The 20,596-nt window shown below is 67.6% G+C and carries 19 protein-coding genes; 9 read left to right on the forward strand and 10 right to left on the reverse strand.

Annotated elements, in window-relative coordinates:
- Positions 1 to 27: 27 nt before the first annotated feature.
- Positions 28 to 1,536 (forward strand): glutamate--cysteine ligase, encoded by a 1,509-nt coding sequence (locus tag ACFWU2_RS05375; RefSeq protein WP_378602027.1) that lies wholly within the window; start codon positions 28 to 30, stop codon positions 1,534 to 1,536.
- A 37-nt stretch (positions 1,537 to 1,573) separates the two neighbouring features.
- Here the strand turns inward: ACFWU2_RS05375 and ACFWU2_RS05380 are convergent, their stop codons facing one another.
- Both ACFWU2_RS05380 and ACFWU2_RS05385 read right to left on the reverse strand, forming a co-directional pair.
- Positions 1,574 to 3,859 carry a M28 family peptidase gene (locus ACFWU2_RS05380; protein ID WP_378602030.1) on the reverse strand — a complete coding sequence of 762 codons (2,286 nt, stop codon included), beginning with the start codon at positions 3,857 to 3,859 and terminating at the stop codon, positions 1,574 to 1,576.
- A 123-nt stretch (positions 3,860 to 3,982) separates the two neighbouring features.
- Positions 3,983 to 4,129: a hypothetical protein gene (locus ACFWU2_RS05385; protein ID WP_378602033.1), complete on the reverse strand. Its 147-nt coding sequence runs from the start codon at positions 4,127 to 4,129 to the stop codon at positions 3,983 to 3,985.
- 77 nt (positions 4,130 to 4,206) lie between these two features.
- Here ACFWU2_RS05385 and mgtA point away from each other — a divergent pair, with 77 nt between their 5' ends.
- Positions 4,207 to 6,915, forward strand: a complete 2,709-nt coding sequence (mgtA, locus tag ACFWU2_RS05390) for a magnesium-translocating P-type ATPase (RefSeq protein ID WP_378602036.1) — start codon at positions 4,207 to 4,209, stop codon at positions 6,913 to 6,915.
- A 23-nt stretch (positions 6,916 to 6,938) separates the two neighbouring features.
- Here the strand turns inward: mgtA and ACFWU2_RS05395 are convergent, their stop codons facing one another.
- Both ACFWU2_RS05395 and ACFWU2_RS05400 read right to left on the reverse strand, forming a co-directional pair.
- The gene (locus ACFWU2_RS05395) at positions 6,939 to 8,162 is read right to left on the reverse strand and encodes a globin domain-containing protein (protein ID WP_378602039.1); all 1,224 of its coding nucleotides are present in this window, start codon (positions 8,160 to 8,162) and stop codon (positions 6,939 to 6,941) included.
- Positions 8,132 to 8,629: an RrF2 family transcriptional regulator gene (locus ACFWU2_RS05400; protein WP_378602042.1), complete on the reverse strand. Its 498-nt coding sequence runs from the start codon at positions 8,627 to 8,629 to the stop codon at positions 8,132 to 8,134. Before ACFWU2_RS05400 ends, ACFWU2_RS05395 begins: the two co-directional genes overlap by 31 nt.
- A 145-nt stretch (positions 8,630 to 8,774) precedes the next feature.
- Between ACFWU2_RS05400 and ACFWU2_RS05405 the strand changes: the two genes are divergently transcribed.
- The 3 genes from ACFWU2_RS05405 (at position 8,775) to ACFWU2_RS05415 (ending at position 11,743) form a co-directional block, all read left to right on the forward strand.
- Positions 8,775 to 9,701 (forward strand): universal stress protein, encoded by a 927-nt coding sequence (locus tag ACFWU2_RS05405; protein ID WP_378602045.1) that lies wholly within the window; start codon positions 8,775 to 8,777, stop codon positions 9,699 to 9,701.
- 70 nt (positions 9,702 to 9,771) lie between these two features.
- The gene (locus ACFWU2_RS05410; protein WP_378602048.1) at positions 9,772 to 10,812 is read left to right on the forward strand and encodes an LLM class F420-dependent oxidoreductase; all 1,041 of its coding nucleotides are present in this window, start codon (positions 9,772 to 9,774) and stop codon (positions 10,810 to 10,812) included.
- Between the two features lie 28 nt (positions 10,813 to 10,840).
- Positions 10,841 to 11,743: a universal stress protein gene (locus ACFWU2_RS05415; protein WP_378602051.1), complete on the forward strand. Its 903-nt coding sequence runs from the start codon at positions 10,841 to 10,843 to the stop codon at positions 11,741 to 11,743.
- A 37-nt stretch (positions 11,744 to 11,780) separates the two neighbouring features.
- Here the strand turns inward: ACFWU2_RS05415 and ACFWU2_RS05420 are convergent, their stop codons facing one another.
- Both ACFWU2_RS05420 and ACFWU2_RS05425 read right to left on the reverse strand, forming a co-directional pair.
- Positions 11,781 to 12,044, reverse strand: coding sequence for a hypothetical protein (locus ACFWU2_RS05420; protein ID WP_072701578.1), 264 nt, complete (start codon positions 12,042 to 12,044; stop codon positions 11,781 to 11,783).
- 78 nt (positions 12,045 to 12,122) lie between these two features.
- Complete coding sequence (locus ACFWU2_RS05425; protein ID WP_378602055.1) at positions 12,123 to 13,046, reverse strand: nitroreductase family protein; 924 nt, start codon at positions 13,044 to 13,046, stop codon at positions 12,123 to 12,125.
- Positions 13,047 to 13,240: 194 nt separating this feature from the next.
- On the opposite strand from ACFWU2_RS05425, the gene ACFWU2_RS05430 reads away from it, so the two are divergent.
- On the forward strand, positions 13,241 to 13,888 hold the full coding sequence (locus tag ACFWU2_RS05430) for a response regulator (RefSeq protein WP_378602057.1): 648 nt from the start codon (positions 13,241 to 13,243) through the stop codon (positions 13,886 to 13,888).
- A gap of 16 nt (positions 13,889 to 13,904) precedes the next feature.
- Here ACFWU2_RS05430 and ACFWU2_RS05435 read toward each other — a convergent pair whose 3' ends face one another.
- From ACFWU2_RS05435 to ACFWU2_RS05445, 3 genes are all read right to left on the reverse strand, one after another.
- Complete coding sequence (locus tag ACFWU2_RS05435; RefSeq protein ID WP_378602060.1) at positions 13,905 to 15,560, reverse strand: GAF domain-containing sensor histidine kinase; 1,656 nt, start codon at positions 15,558 to 15,560, stop codon at positions 13,905 to 13,907.
- Entirely contained in the window at positions 15,557 to 16,219 is a 663-nt protein-coding gene (locus ACFWU2_RS05440) for an alpha/beta family hydrolase (protein ID WP_378602063.1), read from the reverse strand. Before ACFWU2_RS05440 ends, ACFWU2_RS05435 begins: the two co-directional genes overlap by 4 nt.
- Before the next feature lie 212 nt (positions 16,220 to 16,431).
- Positions 16,432 to 17,298: an Fpg/Nei family DNA glycosylase gene (locus ACFWU2_RS05445; RefSeq protein WP_378602066.1), complete on the reverse strand. Its 867-nt coding sequence runs from the start codon at positions 17,296 to 17,298 to the stop codon at positions 16,432 to 16,434.
- A gap of 81 nt (positions 17,299 to 17,379) precedes the next feature.
- Between ACFWU2_RS05445 and ACFWU2_RS05450 the strand changes: the two genes are divergently transcribed.
- From ACFWU2_RS05450 to ACFWU2_RS05460, 3 genes are read left to right on the forward strand one after another with little or no spacing between them, the layout of a single operon-like run.
- A complete protein-coding gene (locus tag ACFWU2_RS05450) occupies positions 17,380 to 18,180 on the forward strand; it encodes a thymidylate synthase (protein WP_378602069.1) in 801 nt (266 codons plus the stop codon).
- A complete protein-coding gene (locus ACFWU2_RS05455) occupies positions 18,180 to 18,668 on the forward strand; it encodes a dihydrofolate reductase (protein WP_378602072.1) in 489 nt (162 codons plus the stop codon). Before ACFWU2_RS05450 ends, ACFWU2_RS05455 begins: the two co-directional genes overlap by 1 nt.
- Positions 18,669 to 18,702: 34 nt before the next feature.
- Positions 18,703 to 19,029: a LuxR family transcriptional regulator gene (locus ACFWU2_RS05460; RefSeq protein WP_378602075.1), complete on the forward strand. Its 327-nt coding sequence runs from the start codon at positions 18,703 to 18,705 to the stop codon at positions 19,027 to 19,029.
- Here the strand turns inward: ACFWU2_RS05460 and ACFWU2_RS05465 are convergent.
- Entirely contained in the window at positions 19,013 to 20,548 is a 1,536-nt protein-coding gene (locus tag ACFWU2_RS05465; RefSeq protein ID WP_378602078.1) for a carboxylesterase/lipase family protein, read from the reverse strand. The genes ACFWU2_RS05460 and ACFWU2_RS05465 overlap by 17 nt on opposite strands.
- Positions 20,549 to 20,596 lie beyond the last annotated feature (48 nt).

A 20,596-nucleotide genomic window follows, 5' to 3' on the forward strand; every position in this document is an offset into this window, starting at 1 on the left:
ACAGAAGTCGGCGCGACCGGGGGTTCCATGGGCACCGAGATTTCGGCACGTTCGTTCACCGGCGCTGACCGGCGGGCATTTCGCCGTAAGGTGCGCGACTGCATCGGCGCACTCGAGCGGATGCTGCGCGAGGACATGTTCGTGGACGTGCACTCCTCGCCGGAACCGAAACTCGGCATGGAGATCGAGTTCAACCTCGTTCAGGACGACATGGCACCTGCGATGTCGAACCTCGAGGTGCTGCAGGCGATCGACGACCACGCCGTCTTCCAGACCGAACTCGGGCAGTTCAACGTCGAGATGAATGTCGAACCCGGTCCTCTGACCGGAGACGCGACCCTCGAACTCGAAGAATCGCTCCGTTCGTCGTTGCGGCGCGCCGCCGACCGGATGCACCGGCACAATGCCCAACTCGTGATGATCGGGATGCTCCCCACCCTCGAACTCGACCATCTCGGACGGGACCGCATCACCGCCAACCCGCGCTACGAGGCGCTCAACGAGCAGATCTTCGCAGCCCGCGGTGAAGACCTCGAACTGGACCTGGACGGGGTACCCCTCCCCGGAACCGACGAGGTGGAATCCCTTCGGGAAGACATGAATTCGGTGGTCCCCGAAGCCGCATGCACGTCGTTGCAGTTGCATCTGCGGGTGGCGCCCGAAGACTTCGCGCCCCACTGGAACGCCGCTCAGTGTCTCGCCGGCGTCCAGGTTGCGATCGGAGCCAACTCGCCTTTTTTCGCCGGCAAGTCGTTGTGGCACGAGAGCCGGATCCCGCTGTTCGCGCAGGCCACCGACACCCGTCCGTACGAATTGAAGAACCAGGGTGTTCGCCCCCGGGTGTGGTTCGGTGAGCGCTGGATCGACTCGCCTCTCGACCTGTTCGAGGAGAACTCCCGCTATTTCACGGCGCTTCTCCCCGAGGTGAGCGAATCGGATCCGATGGCCGACCTCGATGCCGGACTCATCCCGGAACTGCGGGAACTGCAGATGCACAACGGCACCATCTACCGCTGGAACCGCCCGGTGTACGACATCAGCGACGGGCAAGCGCACCTGCGCGTCGAAAACCGTGTGCTGCCCGCCGGGCCGACGGTGCTCGACACGATGGCGAACGCGGCGTTCTACTACGGCGCCCTTCGCGCGCTGGTCGACGCCGAAGAACCGCTGTGGCGTCAGATGAGTTTCGATGCGGCCGAGAAGAATCTGGTCCTCGGCGCGAAGTTCGGTCTCGACGCCAGACTGTACTGGCCGAAGATCGGCTGGGTGGGTGCCGACGAACTCGTGCTGCGGTGTCTGCTGCCCTTGGCCGACAAGGGGCTCGAGGCGTTCGGCCTCTCGGCGAAAGCCCGCGATCGGTACCTCGGCATCATCGAGGGGCGCTGCGGCAACCGGAGGACCGGTGCGGCGTGGCAGCGCGAGCACGTCGCCAAGCGGGAAGCGTCGGGCGAAGACCGGCGGACCGCGCTCAGGGGGATGATGGGCGAGTACGTGGCGAACATGCTCGAGGGCAACCCAGTTCATCAGTGGGATTGATCCGGTAGGCAGTCCCCCGCGCCCAGTTTCACCGCGCTCAGATCTCCAGTGCACGCGTGACCACCACGCTGGGCTGCACGATCACCCGATCCGTGGGCGGCTCGTATCCGGGCACCACCGACAGGTCGCCCGAAAGATCGCTCACCCGGACACCGAGCCGATCGCTGAGCACACTCAGCGTCAGTGTCACCTCGATGCCGTTCGGTCCCGGCGCCCAGAACATGAATCCGAAGTCCGAGGACGGCTCGGCTCGCTGCCCGTCGACCGTCGCACCGTGGACGGTGGCTGTCGCGTTGTCGACCCACAACCCCACCGCGGGAGCGCCTCTGGGCGAAGACAAACGGAGCCGCAATTCCCGGGCACCACCGGCACTCGTGTCCTCGAGGACCTCCACGTCGGGTGGAACAAGGTCGGCCACGGGTGCCGCACCATGGGACAGCGACTCGTCCGCCCGCCACGGAAACAGTTCCGGGAGTGGGGCCGCCGATGCGGACAGAAGGGTTTCGCTCCATGCGGAACGCGGTGGGTCCGGAGACGCCCACGTCGCGGTGCCGTTGTCGGTGTCGAGTGCGTACCAGAGGTATTCCTGACGTGGGTCCGTCGCCCCGTCACGATTGACGACGCCGGCCGCGACCGTGCACACCGCGACGAGGACCAGCGCGGCGAGTGCGGACCAGCGGATGCTCGTCGCGCGCAGGATCGGCTCCCAGAGCGGGAGCGTCGCGGTGAACGTGAGGGCGACGAACAGGCCGGCGCCCGGTGCGCCCGCGACCAATCCCGCGTCGAACGACACAAGTATCGCGCGCACCCCGAGCACCGCCCCGGGCAGTGCGCCGAGTGTGAGTACGGCGAGTCGCAGGTTGACGGCGTCGGCGGGTAGCAGCAGCGTGACGAGAACGGCTACCACCGCGGGGAGGACGGGCAGCACGAGCGTCGATGCGGCCCCTGGAAAGGGAGTGCCCAGCAGCGCGAGCAGTGCGACGGCGAGAAAGGCACCGCAGGTGAGCGCGGGGCCGGGCACGCGCCGGCGGAGCGCCGCGGCGACGACCAACAGGAGGCCCAGTGCGGCAACGACCGCCGCGATCTGGAACGGCCCCGGGCGGTAGGGCTCCTCGGCGACCGGTGCTGCCATCCCCGGCGACACCTGTTGCGCGAGCCACCACGGGAGCCAGGCGAGGGCAGCCGCGACCGCACCCGCGACGGCCGCGAGGGCGCCGGTTGCCAGGATCTGGAGAGGCGTAGCGTCTCTGCGCCGGACACGGACAACCGCCAGCACGGCCACCGCCACGAGGAGGAGGACGGCACCGGCGATTTCCACCCGCCGCGGATAATGCAGCAGACCCCACGGCACCAGCGAGACGACCTCGTCTCCGCCGTCGTCCAGTGTCATCAAGTCGGTGCCCGCCAGGATCCGGGCGGTGGACAGGGAAGTATCGCCCATCTGCTGGAGCGATTCCCGGCTCAGCCGGTCCGGGGTGTCGAGCGGGCTGTGATAGTACGCGGCACCTGCCGCGATCGCCGTGTCGAACCCGGAGAAGCCCGCTTCGGTGAAGTTCCGGAAATCGGTGTCGTTGGGGAGCGCCTCGAACAGCAACTGGGTGAGCGAATCCGCGTCGGCCCACGGCGACCGGGTGAGTGCATCGATCAGCAGGCTGTTCGGGGACGTCATCCGGAATGTCGTGGCCGTACCGGCATTGCCGCGAGCTTCGTGGTTGAGGACGACGGTGGGGCCGAGTGCGGGCGAACGCGACCGGCTGAACACCTGCGACCCGAGCAGGCCGTTCTCCTCACCGTCGGTGAGCAGCACCATGATGTCGTTGCGCGGCCGGGGTCCGGCACCGAGCGCTCGCGCGGTTTCGAGTGCGGCACCCAGACCGATACCGTCGTCGCCCGCACCGGGGGAACCGAGCACCGTGTCGTAATGGGCGGCTAGCACGACGGTTCCCGTGGGATCGGAACCGGGAATCATCGCGATGACGTTTTCTACCCGGGTGCCGCGCTGTACGGGGGGATCGCCGCCCGTCGTCCATCCGACACCGGACTGAACCGATGTGCGCCAGCCGAGTTCCTCGAGGGTGGAGACGAGGTAGTCGCGGGCGGCGGTGTGTTCCGGCGTGCCCGGCACGCGGGGTGTCGAGGCGGCCGCGTCGATGTGGGCGGCGGCGCGTCCGGCGCTGAAGACGTCGGCCGGTGCGGCGGAGTCGACCGGCGTGGGGGATGGCGGGAGTACCGCGGCGGCAAGGCCGGCGAGCAAGATGCTCACCAGCGCGAGCAGACTCGTGCCTCGGGGCAGGCTCGGTGCTCGGTCGACGCCCGTGTCCATGGCGCGAGCCTAGCCGGGGGAACGTGGAGTCGGGCACTCTCCCGGCGAGCCCGTCCACGGCATGAAGCACCAGTGCCCGCGCCTGGTCCAGCGCCTGTGCCGGCCTCAGCGCCCCGATGACCGTCAGCAGATCACCCCGGGTCCGGCTACGGCCACCTCCGGCCCGTTCGGTCGCACGATTGCGGCGACGAGCACCAGCACGATCAGCGCAACCACGACGATGACCGCCCCATCATCCCCGACCGTCCGGGGCACGGAGAGAACGAACATTCCGCTTCGAGACCAAGGAGATCGTGGCAACCTCATCGGATATGACCACAGCACTCAGGATCTGCCCGTAGGGCAACATGACCGGCGAACGCGGGCAGACGGCACGGGAAACGGGCGGTTCGCCCTCCCTGGCCATCGACACGGCCGGCGCGCTGCCTGTGGCCGAGGTGCTGGCCCGACTCGGGTCTTCGGCAGCCGGATTGAGCGCGGCAGCCGCTGCGGAACGGCTCGAGAGTGTCGGACCGAACGCCCTGCGGAGCTATCGGGTGCGGGCGTGGACGGTCCTCGCGCGGCAGTTGCGGAGCGCGCTCCTGCTTCTGCTCGCGGTCACCGCGGTCGCGTCGTTCTTTCTCGGGAACCGGACCGATGCCGTCGTCATCGGCATCATCCTCGTCGCCAGTGTCGGCCTCGGTTTCGTCAACGAATATCGAGCCGAGCGTGCGACCGCAGCACTGCATTCGCAGGTGCGGCACACCACCGTCGTTCTGCGGGACGGGGCGCCCACCCGGCTCGATGTCGCCGAACTCGTACCCGGCGACGTCGTGCGACTGGTTCTCGGGGACGTCGTCCCGGCGGATCTGCGCCTGTTCGAGGTTCTCGAACTCGAGTGTGAGGAGAGCGTGCTCACCGGTGAATCCGAACCCGCGGTCAAGACAACCGAGGTCGTTCCGGAAGGGACGGCCACGGCGGACCTGACGGACTGCGCCTTCATGGGCACGGTCGTCCATACGGGGACCGGAATGGGTGTCGTGGTCTCCACAGGAGCGAACGCCGAATTCGGCCGGATCGCGCGCGGACTCGGAGACAGGGAGCCGGAAACGGACTTCCAGCGCGGACTGCGAAGCTTCTCGGTGCTGCTGCTGCAGGTCGCGGTGGTTCTGACGTCGATGATCGTGGTGATCAATCTGCTTCTGGATCGTCCCCTGATCGAGTCGCTGCTGTTCGCGCTCGCGATCGCCGTGGGGATCACACCGCAGTTGCTTCCCGCGGTGGTCAGTACCGCGCTGGCGTCCGGGTCACGCCGTCTCGCGGCCCGCAAGGTTCTGGTCAAACGACTCGTGTGCATCGAAGACCTCGGTGACGTCGACATCCTGATCACGGACAAGACCGGCACGCTCACCACCGGACGGATTGCATTCGTCGAGGCGGTGCCGCTCGACGGCAACAGCGCCGAACACACGCTGCTGCACGGCCTGCTCGCCACCGAGACGGAAAGAAGCGAGTCCGGCGCCCGGATCGCCACCAACGCGATGGACACGGCATTGTGGGAATCCGCGGGGGAGACCGGGCGGCGGGCCGAGGAGTACCGACGTGTCGACGGCGTACCGTTCGATCACAGTCGCCGCATGGCATCCGCGCTGACAAGCACACCCCACGACGACACGAGGCTTATGGTCGTCAAAGGCGCACCCGAATCAGTGCTCGCGCGGTGTGTGGAGGCGAGCGCCACCGCACGCGAAACCTTGACGGAACTGTTCGCGAGGGGCAGTCGTGTCGTCGCGGTGGCCACGAAGACTCTGGATCCGGCTCGGACCCGGATCACGGCCGAGGACGAGTGCGATCTCCACCTGACGGGATTCCTCGTCTTCTCGGACGAGCCGAAGGAGTCGGCACGACACTCGTTGGACCGGCTTGCGGAACTCGGCATCACGGTCAAGGTTGCCACCGGCGACAATTCTCAGGTGGCGGAGCGGGTGTGCACCGAGTTGGGCCTCGACTCCGGGGGCAGCGTGACGGGCGCTGAACTCGGACGGTTGGATGACGCCCAGTTCGCCGAAGTTGCCCGGCGCGCAACGGTCTTCGCCCGGGTGTCGCCCGAGCAGAAAGCCCGGCTGGTGCGCGTACTGCGCGGTCAGGGTCGCGCTGTCGGGTTCCTGGGGGACGGTGTCAACGACGCTCTGGCGCTCCACGCCGCAGATGTGGGGATCTCCGTAGATTCCGGCACGGATGTGGCCAAGGATGCCGCGGACGTGGTGCTTCTCGAGAAGGACCTCGGCGTGCTGGCCGACGGCGTCGCCGAGGGCCGACGGACTTTCGCCAACACCATCAAGTACGTCTTGATGAGCACCTCGAGCAACTTCGGCAACATGTTCAGCGCCGCTGCCGCGTCGGCTGTGCTCACCTTCCTGCCGATGTTGCCGAGCCAGATCCTGCTCAACAACCTGCTCTACGACTCGAGTCAGCTCGCCCTCCCGGGCGACAGGGTCGACCCGGAGGAACTGCGCGCCCCCTCACACTGGGACATTGCGTTCATCCGCAGGTTCATGCTCTTCTTCGGCCCGCTCAGCTCACTGTTCGACTTCGTGACGTTCGGGCTCATGCTGGGCGTGTTCCATGCCGGACCCGAGTTGTTCCGTACCGGATGGTTCGTCGAATCGCTCGCCACTCAGGTTCTGATCGTGTTCGCCATCCGCACTCGACGCACCCCGTTCATCCGTAGCCGGCCGAGCCGCGCCCTGATCGCGACCGTGGGCGTGGTCCTCGCCCTGGGCATCGGCGTGACCTTCTCCCCGCCGGCCGACGACCTCGGCTTCACGAGACTGCCGCTCGGGTTCTTCCTGATGCTCGTCGTGCTGATCGTCGGCTATCTGGTGCTGATCGAGTACGCCAAACGCCTGTTCTACGCCGAACCGCAGCGCCACCTCCCGTCTCGGCGGCGCGGACGCCGGCATCGCGTGCACCGGCGCGCAGCACATTTCAGCACCGGCGCAAGCCTTCGGGCGTTCGTTGCCCGGAAGGAGAATCCGTCGTCCGGTGGGCGCTCGGCACGCGATGCCGGTGGGTGAGCGACGCTGTGCCGCAGGTGTCGTCAGGACACAGGGCTCCAACTGTCCGGCCCGAACACCTCGTAGCGAATGTTCTCGGCCGGCACGTTCCGAGCGATGAGCGCCTCACGAAGCGACAGCATGAACGGCAACGGGCCACACAAGAATGCCCGCGTGGTCGGATCGAGCGGGAGATCCGAGATGTCGGCCCGTCCGATCCTGATCGTCTCCAGCGGCTTCCGCGCGCCGAGGTCCTCGTACCACCGGTACACGTCGGCCGACGGGATCCGCTCGACGAGGGTCTCGAGTTCGCGGCGGTGCGCGTGGTTGGCGGGAGATCGGTCCGCGTGGAGAATCGAGATGCGCCGTGCGTCACCGGATTCCGCGAGGTGGTCGAGCATGCCGATCATGGGTGTGCATCCGATCCCCGCCGAAGCAAGGAAGATCGGCTTGTCGTCCTCGGGGAGCACCAGGTCACCGAAGGGGGTCGTGACATCCAGGTCGTCGCCCTCGAAGACGTTGTCGAACAGGAAATTCGACACCTCACCTGCGGGGTGGGTTGTCCCGTCGGCGCCGGTGACCGGGAGGACGCGCTTGACAGTGATGCGCCAGTCGCCCTTCGACGGAGCGTTGGACAAGCTGTACTGGCGAATCTGACGCGCGCCGTCGGGAAGTCGAACGCCGACCGAAAGATATTGTCCCGGGCGGAAAGTGGGGAGAACGGAGCCGTCCTTCGACGCCAGTGTGAAGGACACGGTGTCGGCGGACTGGTGCGTCCTGTCGACGACGCGCACGGTCCGCCACACATCGCCCGTCTCGACGCCTGCGGCGGCATAGAGGTCGGCTTCGAGGGCGATCAGGGTGTTCGCCATCAGCCAGTACAGTTCGTCCCACGCCGCCGCGACCTCGGGAGTGACGGCCTCTCCGAGAACTTCCACGATGGCCTCGAACAGGTGCTTGTGGACGATCCAGTACTCGTCGGGCTTGATTCCCAGCGATGCGTGCTTGTGCGCGATGCGGGAGAGGATCGACTCGACGCGCGCCGGGTCCGGATCGAGCTGAAGGGTTGCGAACGCTGCGATGGAGCCGGCGAGCGCCTTCTGCTGCTCACCCTGCTTCTGGTTGCCGCGGTTGAACAGGTCCCGTTCGAGTTCGGGGTGAGCGTCGAACATCTTGCGGTAGAACAACGGCGTGATGTCGCCGATGGCCGCACCGACTGCGGGCAGCGTCGCTGCGATCAGGTCTTTGGATCCGGGCGAGAGCGGCATGGGTTCTCCTCATGGTGGGTGGCCGGCGCGATTCGCGGGGGCACGGGAAAAGGCAGCTCGGCAGTGTTCCCGCGGGTCGCCAGATCGGCGACGGTGAGTGTGTCGAGCGCGGAGTAGAACGCTTCCTGCGCTGTGCGCAGGGCAACGCGAAGAGTGCAATTGCCGCGGAGGGGACATGGTTTCGTTCCGTCGCAGTCCACGACCTCGCCTTCACCCTCGAGCTGGCGCGTGAGCCACCCGATCGTGGCGGTTCGGCCGAGTTCGGTGATGGCGAGGCCACCTCCGCGCCCGCGCCGGGTGATGACGACGCCGAGCTCCCCGAGCCGCGCAACGACCTTGACGGTGTGTGCGTACGACAGTCCGAGTTGTTCGGCGACCGAAGCGGTGTTCGGCAGGTCTGCCGCCGGGGCGGCGGCCAGATGCGTGACAACTCGCAGTCCGAGATCGGTGAACCGGGTGAGTTGCATGCCCAGGACGATATAAATAAGTATCCAGAATGACAATTAAATTGTGATGTGGATCGCCGCTGGAATCCGTTGTCCTGACTAATTTCTCGAATCGGTGGGACCAAAGTCCCCGACGGAGGCATGCGACAAGGGCTACCCTCGATTTGTGACGACTCCGAGCGCAGAACCCCACGACCGCCGTCGCGTGACGGTGGGTGTCGACGGTTCCCCTCCTTCCGAACGCGCTGTTCGCTGGGCGGCGGCGACTGCGGCGGGGCGCGGCCTCACTCTCCATCTTGTCCACGCAGTCGATTTCGCCCCGGCGTCGTTGCTCACGCCGACGCCCTCGGCGGAGCTTCCGTTCTTCCGGCCCTCCCAGGTGTTCGAATGGGCCGAGGAGGATGCCACCGCTCTGTTGTCCGACGCCGAGGAGATCGCTCGTGTGATCGCGCCCGACGTCCGGGTCACGACCGAGATCGCGCTGACAGGAAGCGCGAAATGGCTGGTAGAGCTGTCGCACCGGTCCGCGATGGTCGTGCTCGGTGCGACCGGCAGTACCCGGCTCGGTGAGTTGCTCCTGGGATCGACGCCCGTCGCGGTCGTCGGTCACGCGGCATGTCCGGTCGTTGTCGCACGCGGCGCGGCACCTCCCATTCCGGACGACCGGCCGGTCGTGGTCGGGCTCGACGGCAGCGCACTGAGCGAAGTGGCCGTCGAAGCGGCTTTCGCGGAGGCGTCGTGGCGCCGGGTCGATCTGGTCGCGGTGCACGCCTGGAGCGACATGCGGCCGGGCGAGGTCGCAGCGTCGCCGCACTGGTTCGATCCGGTGGCGTTCGAGGAGAGCGAGCACGCCCTCGTGTCCGAATGTCTCGCCGGGTTCGGCGACCGATTCCCGGACGTCACGGTGCACCGCAAGATCTATGTCGACGGTCCGCGGGTCCACCTGACGGCGTGGAGCGAGAAGGCCCAGCTCGTGGTGGTCGGTAGCCGTGGTCGTGGAGGATTCGCCGGGCTCCTGATGGGCTCGACGAGCAACACACTCCTGCGGGAGGCGGCCTGCCCCGTGATGGTCGTGCGACCCGGAGCATCGTGACGGCGGTAGTGTGCGTTGCACTATCGACGACCACGTCCGCGCGGGTGCGCGGCAGGAGTGAGGGTGGCGCATGCGCATCGGAATGGGACTGAACTACAGCGGCGGATTCGCCGAGACCGCCGCCGAGGTCGCGGACCTCGAACAGGCCGGGCTCGACATCGTGTTCGTACCCGAGGCCTATTCGTTCGATGCGGTGAGCCAGATCGGTTACCTGGCGGCCAAGACCAGCCGTGTGGAACTCGCGTCCGGCATCCTGCAGTTGTTCACCCGTACCCCCACGCTCACGGCGATGACGGCGGCGGGCCTCGACTACGTCTCCGACGGCCGTTTCGTCCTCGGGATCGGCGCGTCGGGTCCGCAGGTGATGGAGGGGTTCCACGGCGTCCCCTACAACGCGCCGCTCGGCCGCACCCGCGAGATCGTCGACATCTGCCGCCAGGTGTGGCGCCGCGAGAAGGTCGAGCACCAGGGCAAGTACTACCAGATTCCGCTGCCCGCGGATCAGGGCACCGGCCTCGGTAAGCCGCTCAAGCTCATCAATGAGCCTGTGCGCGAACGGATCCCGATCATCATCGCGTCGCTCGGACCCAAGAACGTCGAGATGACCGCGGAGATCGCAGAGGGTTGGCAGCCGCTCTTCTACTTCCCCGAGAAAGCCGCGGGAGTGTGGGGAGACTCCATCGCCAAGGGCAAGGCCAAGCGCGACCCGGCCCTCGGAGATCTTCAGATCTACGCCCAGGTTCCACTCGCCATCGGCGACGATGTGGAGCACATGCTCGACTGGGTCCGGCCGATGGTCGCGCTCTACGTCGGCGGCATGGGCGCCAAGGGCAAGAACTTCTACAACGACCTCGCGGTTCGCTACGGGTACGAGAAGGAAGCCGAAAACATCCAGGACCTGTACCTGTCCGGCAAGAAGGAAGAAGCTGCGGCCGCTGTACCCGTCGAACTGATCCGCGCTGTGTCGCTGATCGGGTCGGAGGGCTTCGTGCGCGAACGGGTGGCCGCATTCGCCGAGTCGGGCGTCACGACCCTCAACGTCACACCGTTCGCGCCCGACACCGCGGGTCGCGTGCGATTGATCGAACAGCTGCGGCAGATCTGCGGCTGACACAACCCGAGAAAGGTTCCCGCCACCGATGAGCGAACCCAACCCGATCGTCGTCGCCGTCGACGGATCCGAGGCATCCACCAACGCGGTGATCTGGGCGGCACGATCCGCGGCGGCGCGAGCGCTGCCGTTGCACATCGTCACCGTCGTCCACATCCCCGCGTTCTACTACTCGGAGCCGTACCTCGCGCAGAGCTTCCACGAGGAGATGAAGGCGACGGCGCGCGATCGGCTCGACAGCGCCGCCATGATGGCCCGGCAGATCGTCGACGACTCCGGACGGGTAGAGGTCACCACCGAGCAACTCGAGGGCAAGGTGGCGTCCACCCTGGTCGCGGTGTCGGCGAAGGCCGATCGCCTCGTGGTGGGCTCCCGCGGACTCGGGGAGGTCAAGGGGCTGCTCGCAGGTTCGGTGTCCACCGCGGTGGCGTCCCATGCCGTGGCCCCGGTGGTCGTGGTCCGCGGTCGCACCCTCGACGGCGCTCCGCCGGCCGAGGGCCCCGTCGTGGTGGGCGTCGACGGATCGGAGTCGTGCCGGGCCGCAGTCGAGGCGGCGTTCGCCGAAGCTGCCTCACGTGGCGCGACCCTCGTGGCGGTCAACGTGTGGAGCGACGTGAGTGTGCAGCCGTCGCTCGGGGCGGTACCCGAGGACCCGCACTGGAGTCGCATCCAGACCGGTGAGGAAATCGTCCTGGCGGAACGGCTCGCGGGATATCGGGAACGCTATCCGGACGTCGTGGTGGAACGCGTGGTCGCACGCGACCGGCCGGTGCGTGTGCTCAGCGAGTACGCCGAACAGGCACAGTTGCTCGTGGTGGGAACTCGTGGCCGGGGCGGCTTCAAGGGGCTGTTGCTCGGTTCCACGAGCAACGCATTGATTCAGACCGCGGACTGCCCGATCATGGTCGTCCGGTCCGACGTCGAGGACTGAGCGCGCGGCGCAGAACAGCGATTACGCGAGCAGGGTGTCAGCCGAATTCGTCGACGCCCTGCTCGCGTAGTTCGTTCCAGGCGTCGGCGGGATGGACGCCGCGGGCGATGGCGCCGTTCTCGATGAGGACGCCGAGCATCTGAGACATGAGGAACGCGACGTCGTCGAACCTGCCACAGCTGTACCGGGACGCGAGCCAGCCGGAGACGTTTCCCGCTTTCGCTGCCTGTGCCATGTCCAGCGCTGCGTGGAAAAGTTCCGTCGTGGGGGCCTGAACCGGGTCGCCTGTCGGTGCGCTCACTGCCTCCTCCTGTCTGCGTCGTGGTGCCGGGATGGATCACGCTCTATCGGATAGCACTGTAATTGCCTGTCGCACATGTTAAAAGCCGATCCGCATGATGAGCTGGGGTGGCGCCGGCAGGTCGAGTAGTTCGGCGAGCCGGGACGCCGAGTCCCCGATGCGCAGCGGATGCGTGAGCACCGACGCCGACAGTCGCGCGTCGACCGCCGCGAGCCACGCTCGCTGGGCCGCCATTCCCACACGCACCAGATCTTCGGGTTCGGAGGAGGCGGGCACGAACAGCAGGACGGTGTCTCGCGCGATGGATTCCGAGAGCGCGGACGGGTCCGGGACGCCTGTGGTGACCAGTGCTGCGCCCGCGGCACCTCGCTCATCGAGACCGGTGTTCCACGTCGTGACCACCTCGGCGTTTCCGTCGGGTTGCCAGTGCGACGTCCACGAGAACATCTCCCGCTGGTAGTGCTGGTGACGGCGCTTTGCTTCGGCCGCACAGGTGAGCGTGTCGGCCAGGGCGCTTGCCTCGTCGGAGGCGAGCAGCATGACGTGGATTCCGGGCACTTCGGCAGCCGCGGAGATCACGTCGGCGATGGTCTCGGCAGGCACCGGGATGCCGGCGAAGGATTCGCGGTGACTGCGCCGGTGGGATATTGCGGCGTAGAGCCGGAGGTCCCAATTCGACGGTGCGGCCGCCTCGACCGCATCGACCCGTGCGACCAGCGCAGAGCGCTCGGGATCGGGGAACAGGGCGGTCCGGGTCCGGTACCCCAGCACGCGCACGGCCAGTTCCAGGTTCGCGACGGCTGTGCCGCATGAGATCGTCCGGTCGGGGCGGAGCGGATCGCGGCCGGGCTCGGCGAATTCGGTGCGTTCCTCGAGTTCGGCCGACTGTCCGGGGAGGTACAGGTTCCACGGCTGGGTGTCGTGAACGCTCGGGGCCGCGACCACGGCCCGTGCGATGATGTCCGTGCCCCCGGCGTTCCAGGTTTCGAAATCGACAGACACGGTCGCCTCCTCGCTCACGGTCACCGTTTCCGGACGCGGTGTAGGCACACACGCCCGCACAGGTAGCGTCGCTCACGAGACACCTGTCGCGCGTGGGGCGAAGGTCCCGGACCTGCCGTCGAACGGCCCGGAGCCGGGTCACGAGGGTGACGGCTGGGACAATGGGGACGAATGCCCAACGAAAGGTGCGTGACATGCCCCGCGTATTTCTCGTCGACGACCACGAGATCGTCAGACGCGGCCTGGTCGACCTGCTGAGCAGCGTCGCCGACTTCACCGTGGTCGGGGAGGCCGCATCGGTGGGGGAGGCGCTCGCCCGGGTACCCGGCAGCGACGCCGACGTCGTCGTGCTCGACGTGCGACTCCCCGACGGGAACGGGGTGGAGCTGTGCCGTGAACTGCGCAACCGCATGCCCGAACTCCGGGCGCTGATGCTCACGTCGTACGCCGACGACGAAGCGCTCTTCGACGCCATCATGGCGGGCGCGTCCGGATTCGTGCTCAAGCAGATCCTCGGCACCGACCTGGTCTCCGCGATCCGCACGGTGGGAGAGGGCGGTTCGCTGCTCGACAGCCGTGCGACCGCGGCGCTGATGGAGCGTATCCGGGCATCGCGCAACGCAGACCCGCTCGCTGAACTGTCCGAGCAGGAGCGCGCGGTGTTCGAGCTGATCGGTGAGGGCTTGACCAACCGGGAGATCGCCGAGCGGCTGTTCCTCGCGGAGAAGACCGTCAAGAACTACGTCTCGCGCCTGCTGTCGAAGCTCGGGATGCAGCGACGCACCCAGGCCGCTGTGCTCGCCACCGAACTCCGCAAGGAACGCGGGCACGACAACACTTGACGGGTGCCCGGCGGAGTCAGAGTGGGGCGCACCAGACCAGCCGCGTGCCCTTGTTCTCGTCGGATTCGATGCGGAACGACCCGCCGCACTGCTCGGCGCGTCGTTCCAGGTTGATCAGACCGCTGCGCCGCACGGTGGCGGGCAGCCCGGTTCCGTCGTCGACGATCTCGATCCGGAAGTCCTCGAGTGCCGATACCGAGACGGAGATGTTCTCGGACTGCGAGTGCCGGAGCGCGTTGCTCAACCCTTCCCGCAACACCGCTTCCGCTTGTGGATGGATGCGGGCGGGCACGAGGGTGTCGATCGGGCCCCGGAACTGGATGTTCGGCGACACGGCCGAGTGGACGCTCAGATCCCCGACCACATCGAGCAGCCGCCTCCGCAGGCTCGTCGAGGCTGCGGCACCGGTGGTGTGCAGGTCGAAGATGGTCGTGCGGATCTCGCGGACGGTCCGGTCGAGTTGTTCGACCGCGTGTTGCACCACCTCCGCCATCCGGTCGTTGCCGACGCCCGAGGCCATGGTGCTCTGCAAGCTCATACCGGTGGCAAACAATCGCTGAATGACGTTGTCGTGCAAGTCCTGTGCGATGCGGTCGCGGTCGGCGAGCACATCGAGCAGTCGCTGCTTGCGTTGCTGCTCCGCGAACTCGAGGGCGACAGCCGCGAGGTTGGCCATCGATTCGAGACGGAGGACGTCTTCGTCGCCCCACGGGTCGCTACCCGCTTCCCGTGTCGCGACGAGGGCACCGGTGATCGCGGAGGTGGCGGAGAGCGGGAGTACCACCGCGTGACCCGGCCCGCTCGAATCCTTCGACGGGAGAAGCCGAGTCGTATGCGTGTGTACCGGCTTCCGGGTTCTGAGGGCCCGCATGATCGGTGACCCGGTGAGGTCGACGCGCGTCGCGGTCACGGCGGGCTCTGCGTGGGCCGCAGCCCGGACCGAACCCTGTACGCCATCGGCGAGGACGACGTAGACCTCGGAACACACGGCGAGTTCCCGAACCTGGCCGACGAGCAGCGAGAGGGTGTCGTCGACCGAGCCGCCGACGAGCAAGCGGGCGTTGATCGATGCCATTGCGGTGAGCCACCGCTCACGGGTGAGGGAACCCTCGAACAGCCATGCGTTCTCGACGGCCATGCCGGCAGAGGTCGCGAGGACTTTCAGGAGGATCTCGTCTTCCTCGGTGAACTCGGGTGCGCCGATTTTCTCGGTGAGGTAGATGCTGCCGAACACCTTGCCGCGCACCATGATCGGAGTCCCGAGGAAACTGCCCATCGGGGGATGGTTGGCAGGGAAGCCGATCGACCCGGGGTGCTCGGACAGGTCGGCGAGACGCACCGGCCGGGGGTCGTTGACGAGCAGACCGAGAAGGCCGCGACCTTCGGGGAGGTGTCCCATGGCCTCCCGTTGCCCGGGTTCGATGCCGACGTAGACGAATTCCGAGAGTCCGCCGTCCGAGGCACGCACACCGAGAGCTCCGTACCGGGCGCCGAGCAGCGACGTCGCGGCCGACACGATGCGCTGCAGCATCGAATCCAGTTCGAGGCCGGATCCCACGACGAGCACGGCCTCGAGCAGTCCACGGAGCGTCGCGGGGGTGACCGTCTCGTCCAGGCGCTCACGCATCTCAGACAGCAACGTGTCGATGACACCGTCGGTGAGCTCGCTCATCGGGTCTCACCGTCCGCAAATGCCAGGACCGCGCGGACTGCGATCTCGGACGGGTCTGCTTTCGCACGACCCAGGTCGTGGGCGGCGCCCTCCACGGGTACCAGCGTCGTCGGAGCCGGGACGAGCGCGAGGGCGTGCTGCAGTTCGTCGAGCGTCCCGAAGGGGTCCCGGTCTCCGTGCACGAACACCGACGGCGCGGTGAGGGCGGGCAGATGTTCGGTACGCGGCTTGTCGGGCTTTCCCGGCGGGTGCAGCGGGTACGACATGAGCAGCAATCCGTCCGCGATCCCCGGTTGTTCGGCGGCGAGCATGGTCACCTGGCGCCCGCCGTACGACACCCCGCCGAGGATCAGCGGACCGTCGGAGTATTTCCTGGTGGCGGCTGCGACGGCGGCGACGCCCTCGCGGTCCTCTCCGGCACGCGACGGCTGCGGCGGCCCCTTGGGGCGCCGCCGGCGGAACGGCAGGTCGTACCGCAACGCCACGAAACCGTGCGCGGCGAAGCGGGCGCACATGAGCTGGAGGATCTTCGCGGTGCAGTTGCCTCCGGCTCCGTGTGTGAGGGCGACGACGCCGCGCGGGGAGCCCGAAGGGGAGTGCAGATAGCCGGACAGGGCCTCGGTGTCCACGTGTTCGGCGTCTTCGGGTGCGGGCGTCACACGGATACGGTAGCCGCATGCTCCGAGGCGGCCCTCGGAGATGCGGCCCGGGAGGTCGGTCGACGACTGCGGTGGCCTCGACTTCGAGAAGCAGTCCGTCACCCGCGAGGGCGGCCAGGGCGGTGGCGACGTTGAGATAGCCCTGTTCGGCCTGGGCGACGAGATCATGCGGTGCCGCGACTCGGTGGCACGCGGCTGGAGTCGGCCTACGGTTACTTGAGCAACCTGGACAGCCGGCGGTCGGCGAGCACCTTCCCGCCGGTCTGGCACGTCGGGCAGTACTGGAACGAACGCTCCGCGTAGGAGACCTCGCGGACGGTGTCTCCGCACACCGGGCACGGCTGACCGGTGCGGGCGTGCACCCGCATGCCGGAGCGCTTCTCGCCCTTGAGCCGGGCTGCGTCCTGACCGACGGACCGCGCGACGGCGTCCTCGAGCACGGAGCGCATCGCGCCGTACAGCGCCGCGACCGCGGCGTCGTCGAGTCGTCCGGCCGTGGCGAACGGTGACAGTCGCGCCACGTGGAGGATTTCGTCCGAGTAGGCATTGCCGATACCTGCGAGCACGGACTGGTCGGTGAGGAACGTCTTCAGCCGGGCGGTACTCCCGGCGACCAGTGCCGCGAACTCGTCGGCGGTGAGCTCGAGGGCGTCCGGTCCGAGGCGTGCGACACCGGGGATCTTCTTCGGGTCGTCGACGACCCAGACCGCGAGCCGTTTCTTGGTGCCCGCTTCCGTGAGATCGAACGCCGGCGTCGTCGCATCGGGCGCGAACAGGTGGACCCGCAGGGCCAGCGGTCCCTTCCCCAGTTTCGGCGGAGACTGCGACGGTTCGTCGAGCCACCGCAGCCACCCGGCGCGGGAGAGGTGCGTGACCATCTGCAGGTCCGAACACTCGATGGCGAGGAACTTGCCGTACCGGGCAGCGCCCGTGATGTCCCGCCCCTGCAATGCGGTGATCGGCGGGTCTGCCGTCTGCAGCACGCTCAAGGCGGCAACGTCGATCCGGCCCACCACGGATCCGGCCGCGTGCTCACGCAGGAATACGGCGAGTGCTTCCACTTCGGGCAGCTCGGGCATGGCTCCCAGGCTACGACTCGGGCGCGATCACCGAGGCTCGGCGGACGAACCGGTGTCGGGAGGACGCCGTAGACTGCCCTCGTGACTGTGCCGACCCCCTACGAAGACCTCTTGCGACTCGTCCTCGAGACCGGTGCCGAGAAGAACGACCGTACCGGGACGGGCACGCGGAGCCTGTTCGGTCACCAGATGCGCTTCGATCTCTCCGAGGGCTTTCCGCTCATCACCACCAAGAAGGTGCATCTGAAGTCCATCGTCTACGAGTTGCTGTGGTTCCTGCGCGGCGACTCCAACGTCCAGTGGCTCCGCGACCACGGCGTGACGATCTGGGACGAGTGGGCGCAACCGGACGGCGATCTCGGTCCCGTATACGGCGTCCAGTGGCGTTCGTGGCCGACTCCCGACGGGCGGCACATCGACCAGATCTCCCAGGTGCTCGAGACGCTGCGCAGCAATCCCGACTCGCGCCGGATGATCGTCTCCGCGTGGAACGTCGCCGACCTGGACAAGATGGCGCTGATGCCGTGCCACGCGTTCTTCCAGTTCTACGTCGCCGACGGCAAGCTCAGCTGCCAGCTGTACCAGCGCAGCGCCGACCTCTTCCTCGGGGTGCCGTTCAACATCGCCAGCTACGCGCTGCTCACCCACATGGTGGCGCAGCAGACCGGGCTCGAGCCCGGCGAGTTCATCTGGACCGGCGGCGACTGCCACATCTACTCCAATCACATCGAGCAGGTCACCGAGCAGCTCACGCGCGAGCCGTACCCGTACCCGACCTTGCAGTTACAGCGCCGGGACTCGCTCTTCGACTACACCTTCGACGACGTGAAGATCGTCGGCTACCGGCACCATCCGGCGATCAAGGCGCCCGTGGCCGTCTGATGGGTGAGATCAGCCTGATCTGGGCACAGGCACGCAACGGCGTCATCGGCCGCGACAACACGATTCCCTGGCACATCCCGGAAGACCTGGCGTTCTTCAAGGACGCCACGATGGGCAAGCCGGTGGTCATGGGGCGTCTCACGTGGGATTCGCTGCCGCCGAAGTTCCGGCCGCTCCCGGGCCGCCGCAACGTCGTCGTCACCCGCGACCCGGATTGGTCGGCCGAAGGTGCTCACGCCGCGTCCGATCTCGACGAGGCGTTCCGACTCGCGGGCGAGGGTGATGTCGTGGTCATCGGCGGCGGCCAGATCTACGCGCAGGCGATGCCGCGCGCAACCTGTCTGCTGGTCACCGAGGTGGATCTCGACATCGACGGGGACGCGACGGCCCCGGAGATCGGGCCCGAATGGTCGGCGACCGAGACCGGAGAGTGGCAGTCGTCGGCGAAGGGGATCAGGTTTCGATGGGTCCGGTATTCGCGAAGCTGAGTCTGGTGTCGGCGAGTGCGCCATACTGCGCTACATGGACAAGCTTTCCCTGACCGCGCTGGCCCGGCAGCAGCTGAAACTGGCCGCGACGTCGAGCAGTGGCCGTAGCTCGCAGACGGTTATCGGCGGGCACACCAAGCATCTGCGGCAGACCATGGTGGCGCTGCTGGCGGGGCACGAACTCGGTGAGCACGACAGTCCCGGCGAGGCCACACTGCAGATCCTTCAGGGGCAACTCCAGTTGGTCGCCGGCGACGACCTGTGGAAAGGGTCGGCGGGGGATCTGATCGTCATTCCACCGGCGCGGCACAGCGTCCGCGCCATCGAGGACGTCGCGTTTCTCCTCACGGTCGCGAAGTAGCGGGCGCGTCGCTCGTGTAGCCGCGGTAGCCCTCCCACGCGATGCGCCGCTCTCGGCGCGGATCATCCTCCACTCGCTGCGGAACATCGAAAATCATTGTTGCGCGGTCTATTTCGTCATATTCGGGCCACGAGGGCAGTGGTTCGCCGTGCCGCGCGAAATGTGTCCACTGCCGCTGTACCGATGCCGCGACGGTGCGCAGCCCGCGCCGTCCGCCCGCGGTGGTGAGGATCCGGCCGATCGGCTCGTCGGCCTGATCGAACACTGCCAGCAGATCCACCGCGTGCGTCGCGTCGAACCCGGTCCACTTGAGGAGACGCGGCGCGTAGTCGAACCGGTACATGTACGTCGGTGCGAAGCGTGCGTGCGCCTGTGCGATCTGGAGTGCGGGATACCAGAACGTGAAGTCGCCGCCGAGATCGATGGCGGCCTTCTCGTCCGGATATCCGGGGTACGCCGCGGTCACGCGGCTCTTCGCATCCGGATCGGTCGCAGCGAACATGCGGTCGATGCGGTCGGGACTCGTAGGCAGGCCGTCGAGGAACTTCGGGAACAGAGCGCCTTCCCGGTCGTTGGTGCCGATGACGAGGGGGACCGGATGAGCCGCTCCGGTCTCGAAGGCGTCGAGCGGGGGGATCGGGACGACGTCGCCGTCGACAATCGGCCCGAACGGGTGGAGGCCGGGAGTGTCCCTCAGAGTGTGGGCGCCCAGACGTGCACCTGCGCGTCCCAGGTCCGCGGGAGAGCCGCCGGTGAGTGCCGCGACAGCCGATTCCGAGTCGGCGCCGAGCAGTTCGAGGAACACGCGACTCCACCGGGCGGAGTTGTCGGCGGTGTTCACCAGGTTCGGGGCGGGACTCTGCGCGATCGCCCCGGAGAACAGTCCGCGCGCCGCGGGTGTCGCGAGCAGTGTCGTGACCGAGGTGCCCCCGGCCGATTCACCGAAGATCGTCACGTTGCCCGGATCGCCGCCGAAGGCAGCGATATTGCGCTGCACCCACTCGAGGGCCGCGACCTGATCTCGGAGACCAAGATTGGAGTCGAATTGTGTGGTGCCGTCGGAGAACTCGCGGAAATCGAGGTATCCGAGCGCGCCGAGCCGGTAGTTGACCGACACGTACACCACATCGCCGCGGCGTACGAGCGACTCGCCCCCGTACAGGGAGAGGGCAGTGGTGCCGAGAGTGAATGCGCCGCCGTGGATGAACACCATCACCGGCCGCGGACTGTGCACCCGGCCCGCGGGCGCAAGGACGTTGAGCGTGAGGCAGTCCTCGTCGGGCCGCACCCGGACGCCGCGGCGTGCCGTGGCGACTCCTCGGGGGTGCTGAGATGCCGCATTGCCGAACTGCGTGGCGTCCCGCTCACCCGCCCACGGTTCGACGGGCTGGGGAGCGCGCAGGCGCAGCGCGCCCACGGGCGGTGCCGCATACGGAATGCCGCGCCACGCGAGTAGGTCGCCGGTTCGGACACCGCGAACAGCGCCGTCCTCATATGTGACGAGGGTCTCGGACGTCATTCTTGGCACTGTACGGGACGAGGCACCAGGATCGACGGGTCCCGCCCG

Origin of the sequence: Rhodococcus sp. NPDC058639 (assembly GCF_042717545.1) — a bacterium.
GTDB lineage: Bacteria > Actinomycetota > Actinomycetes > Mycobacteriales > Mycobacteriaceae > Rhodococcus.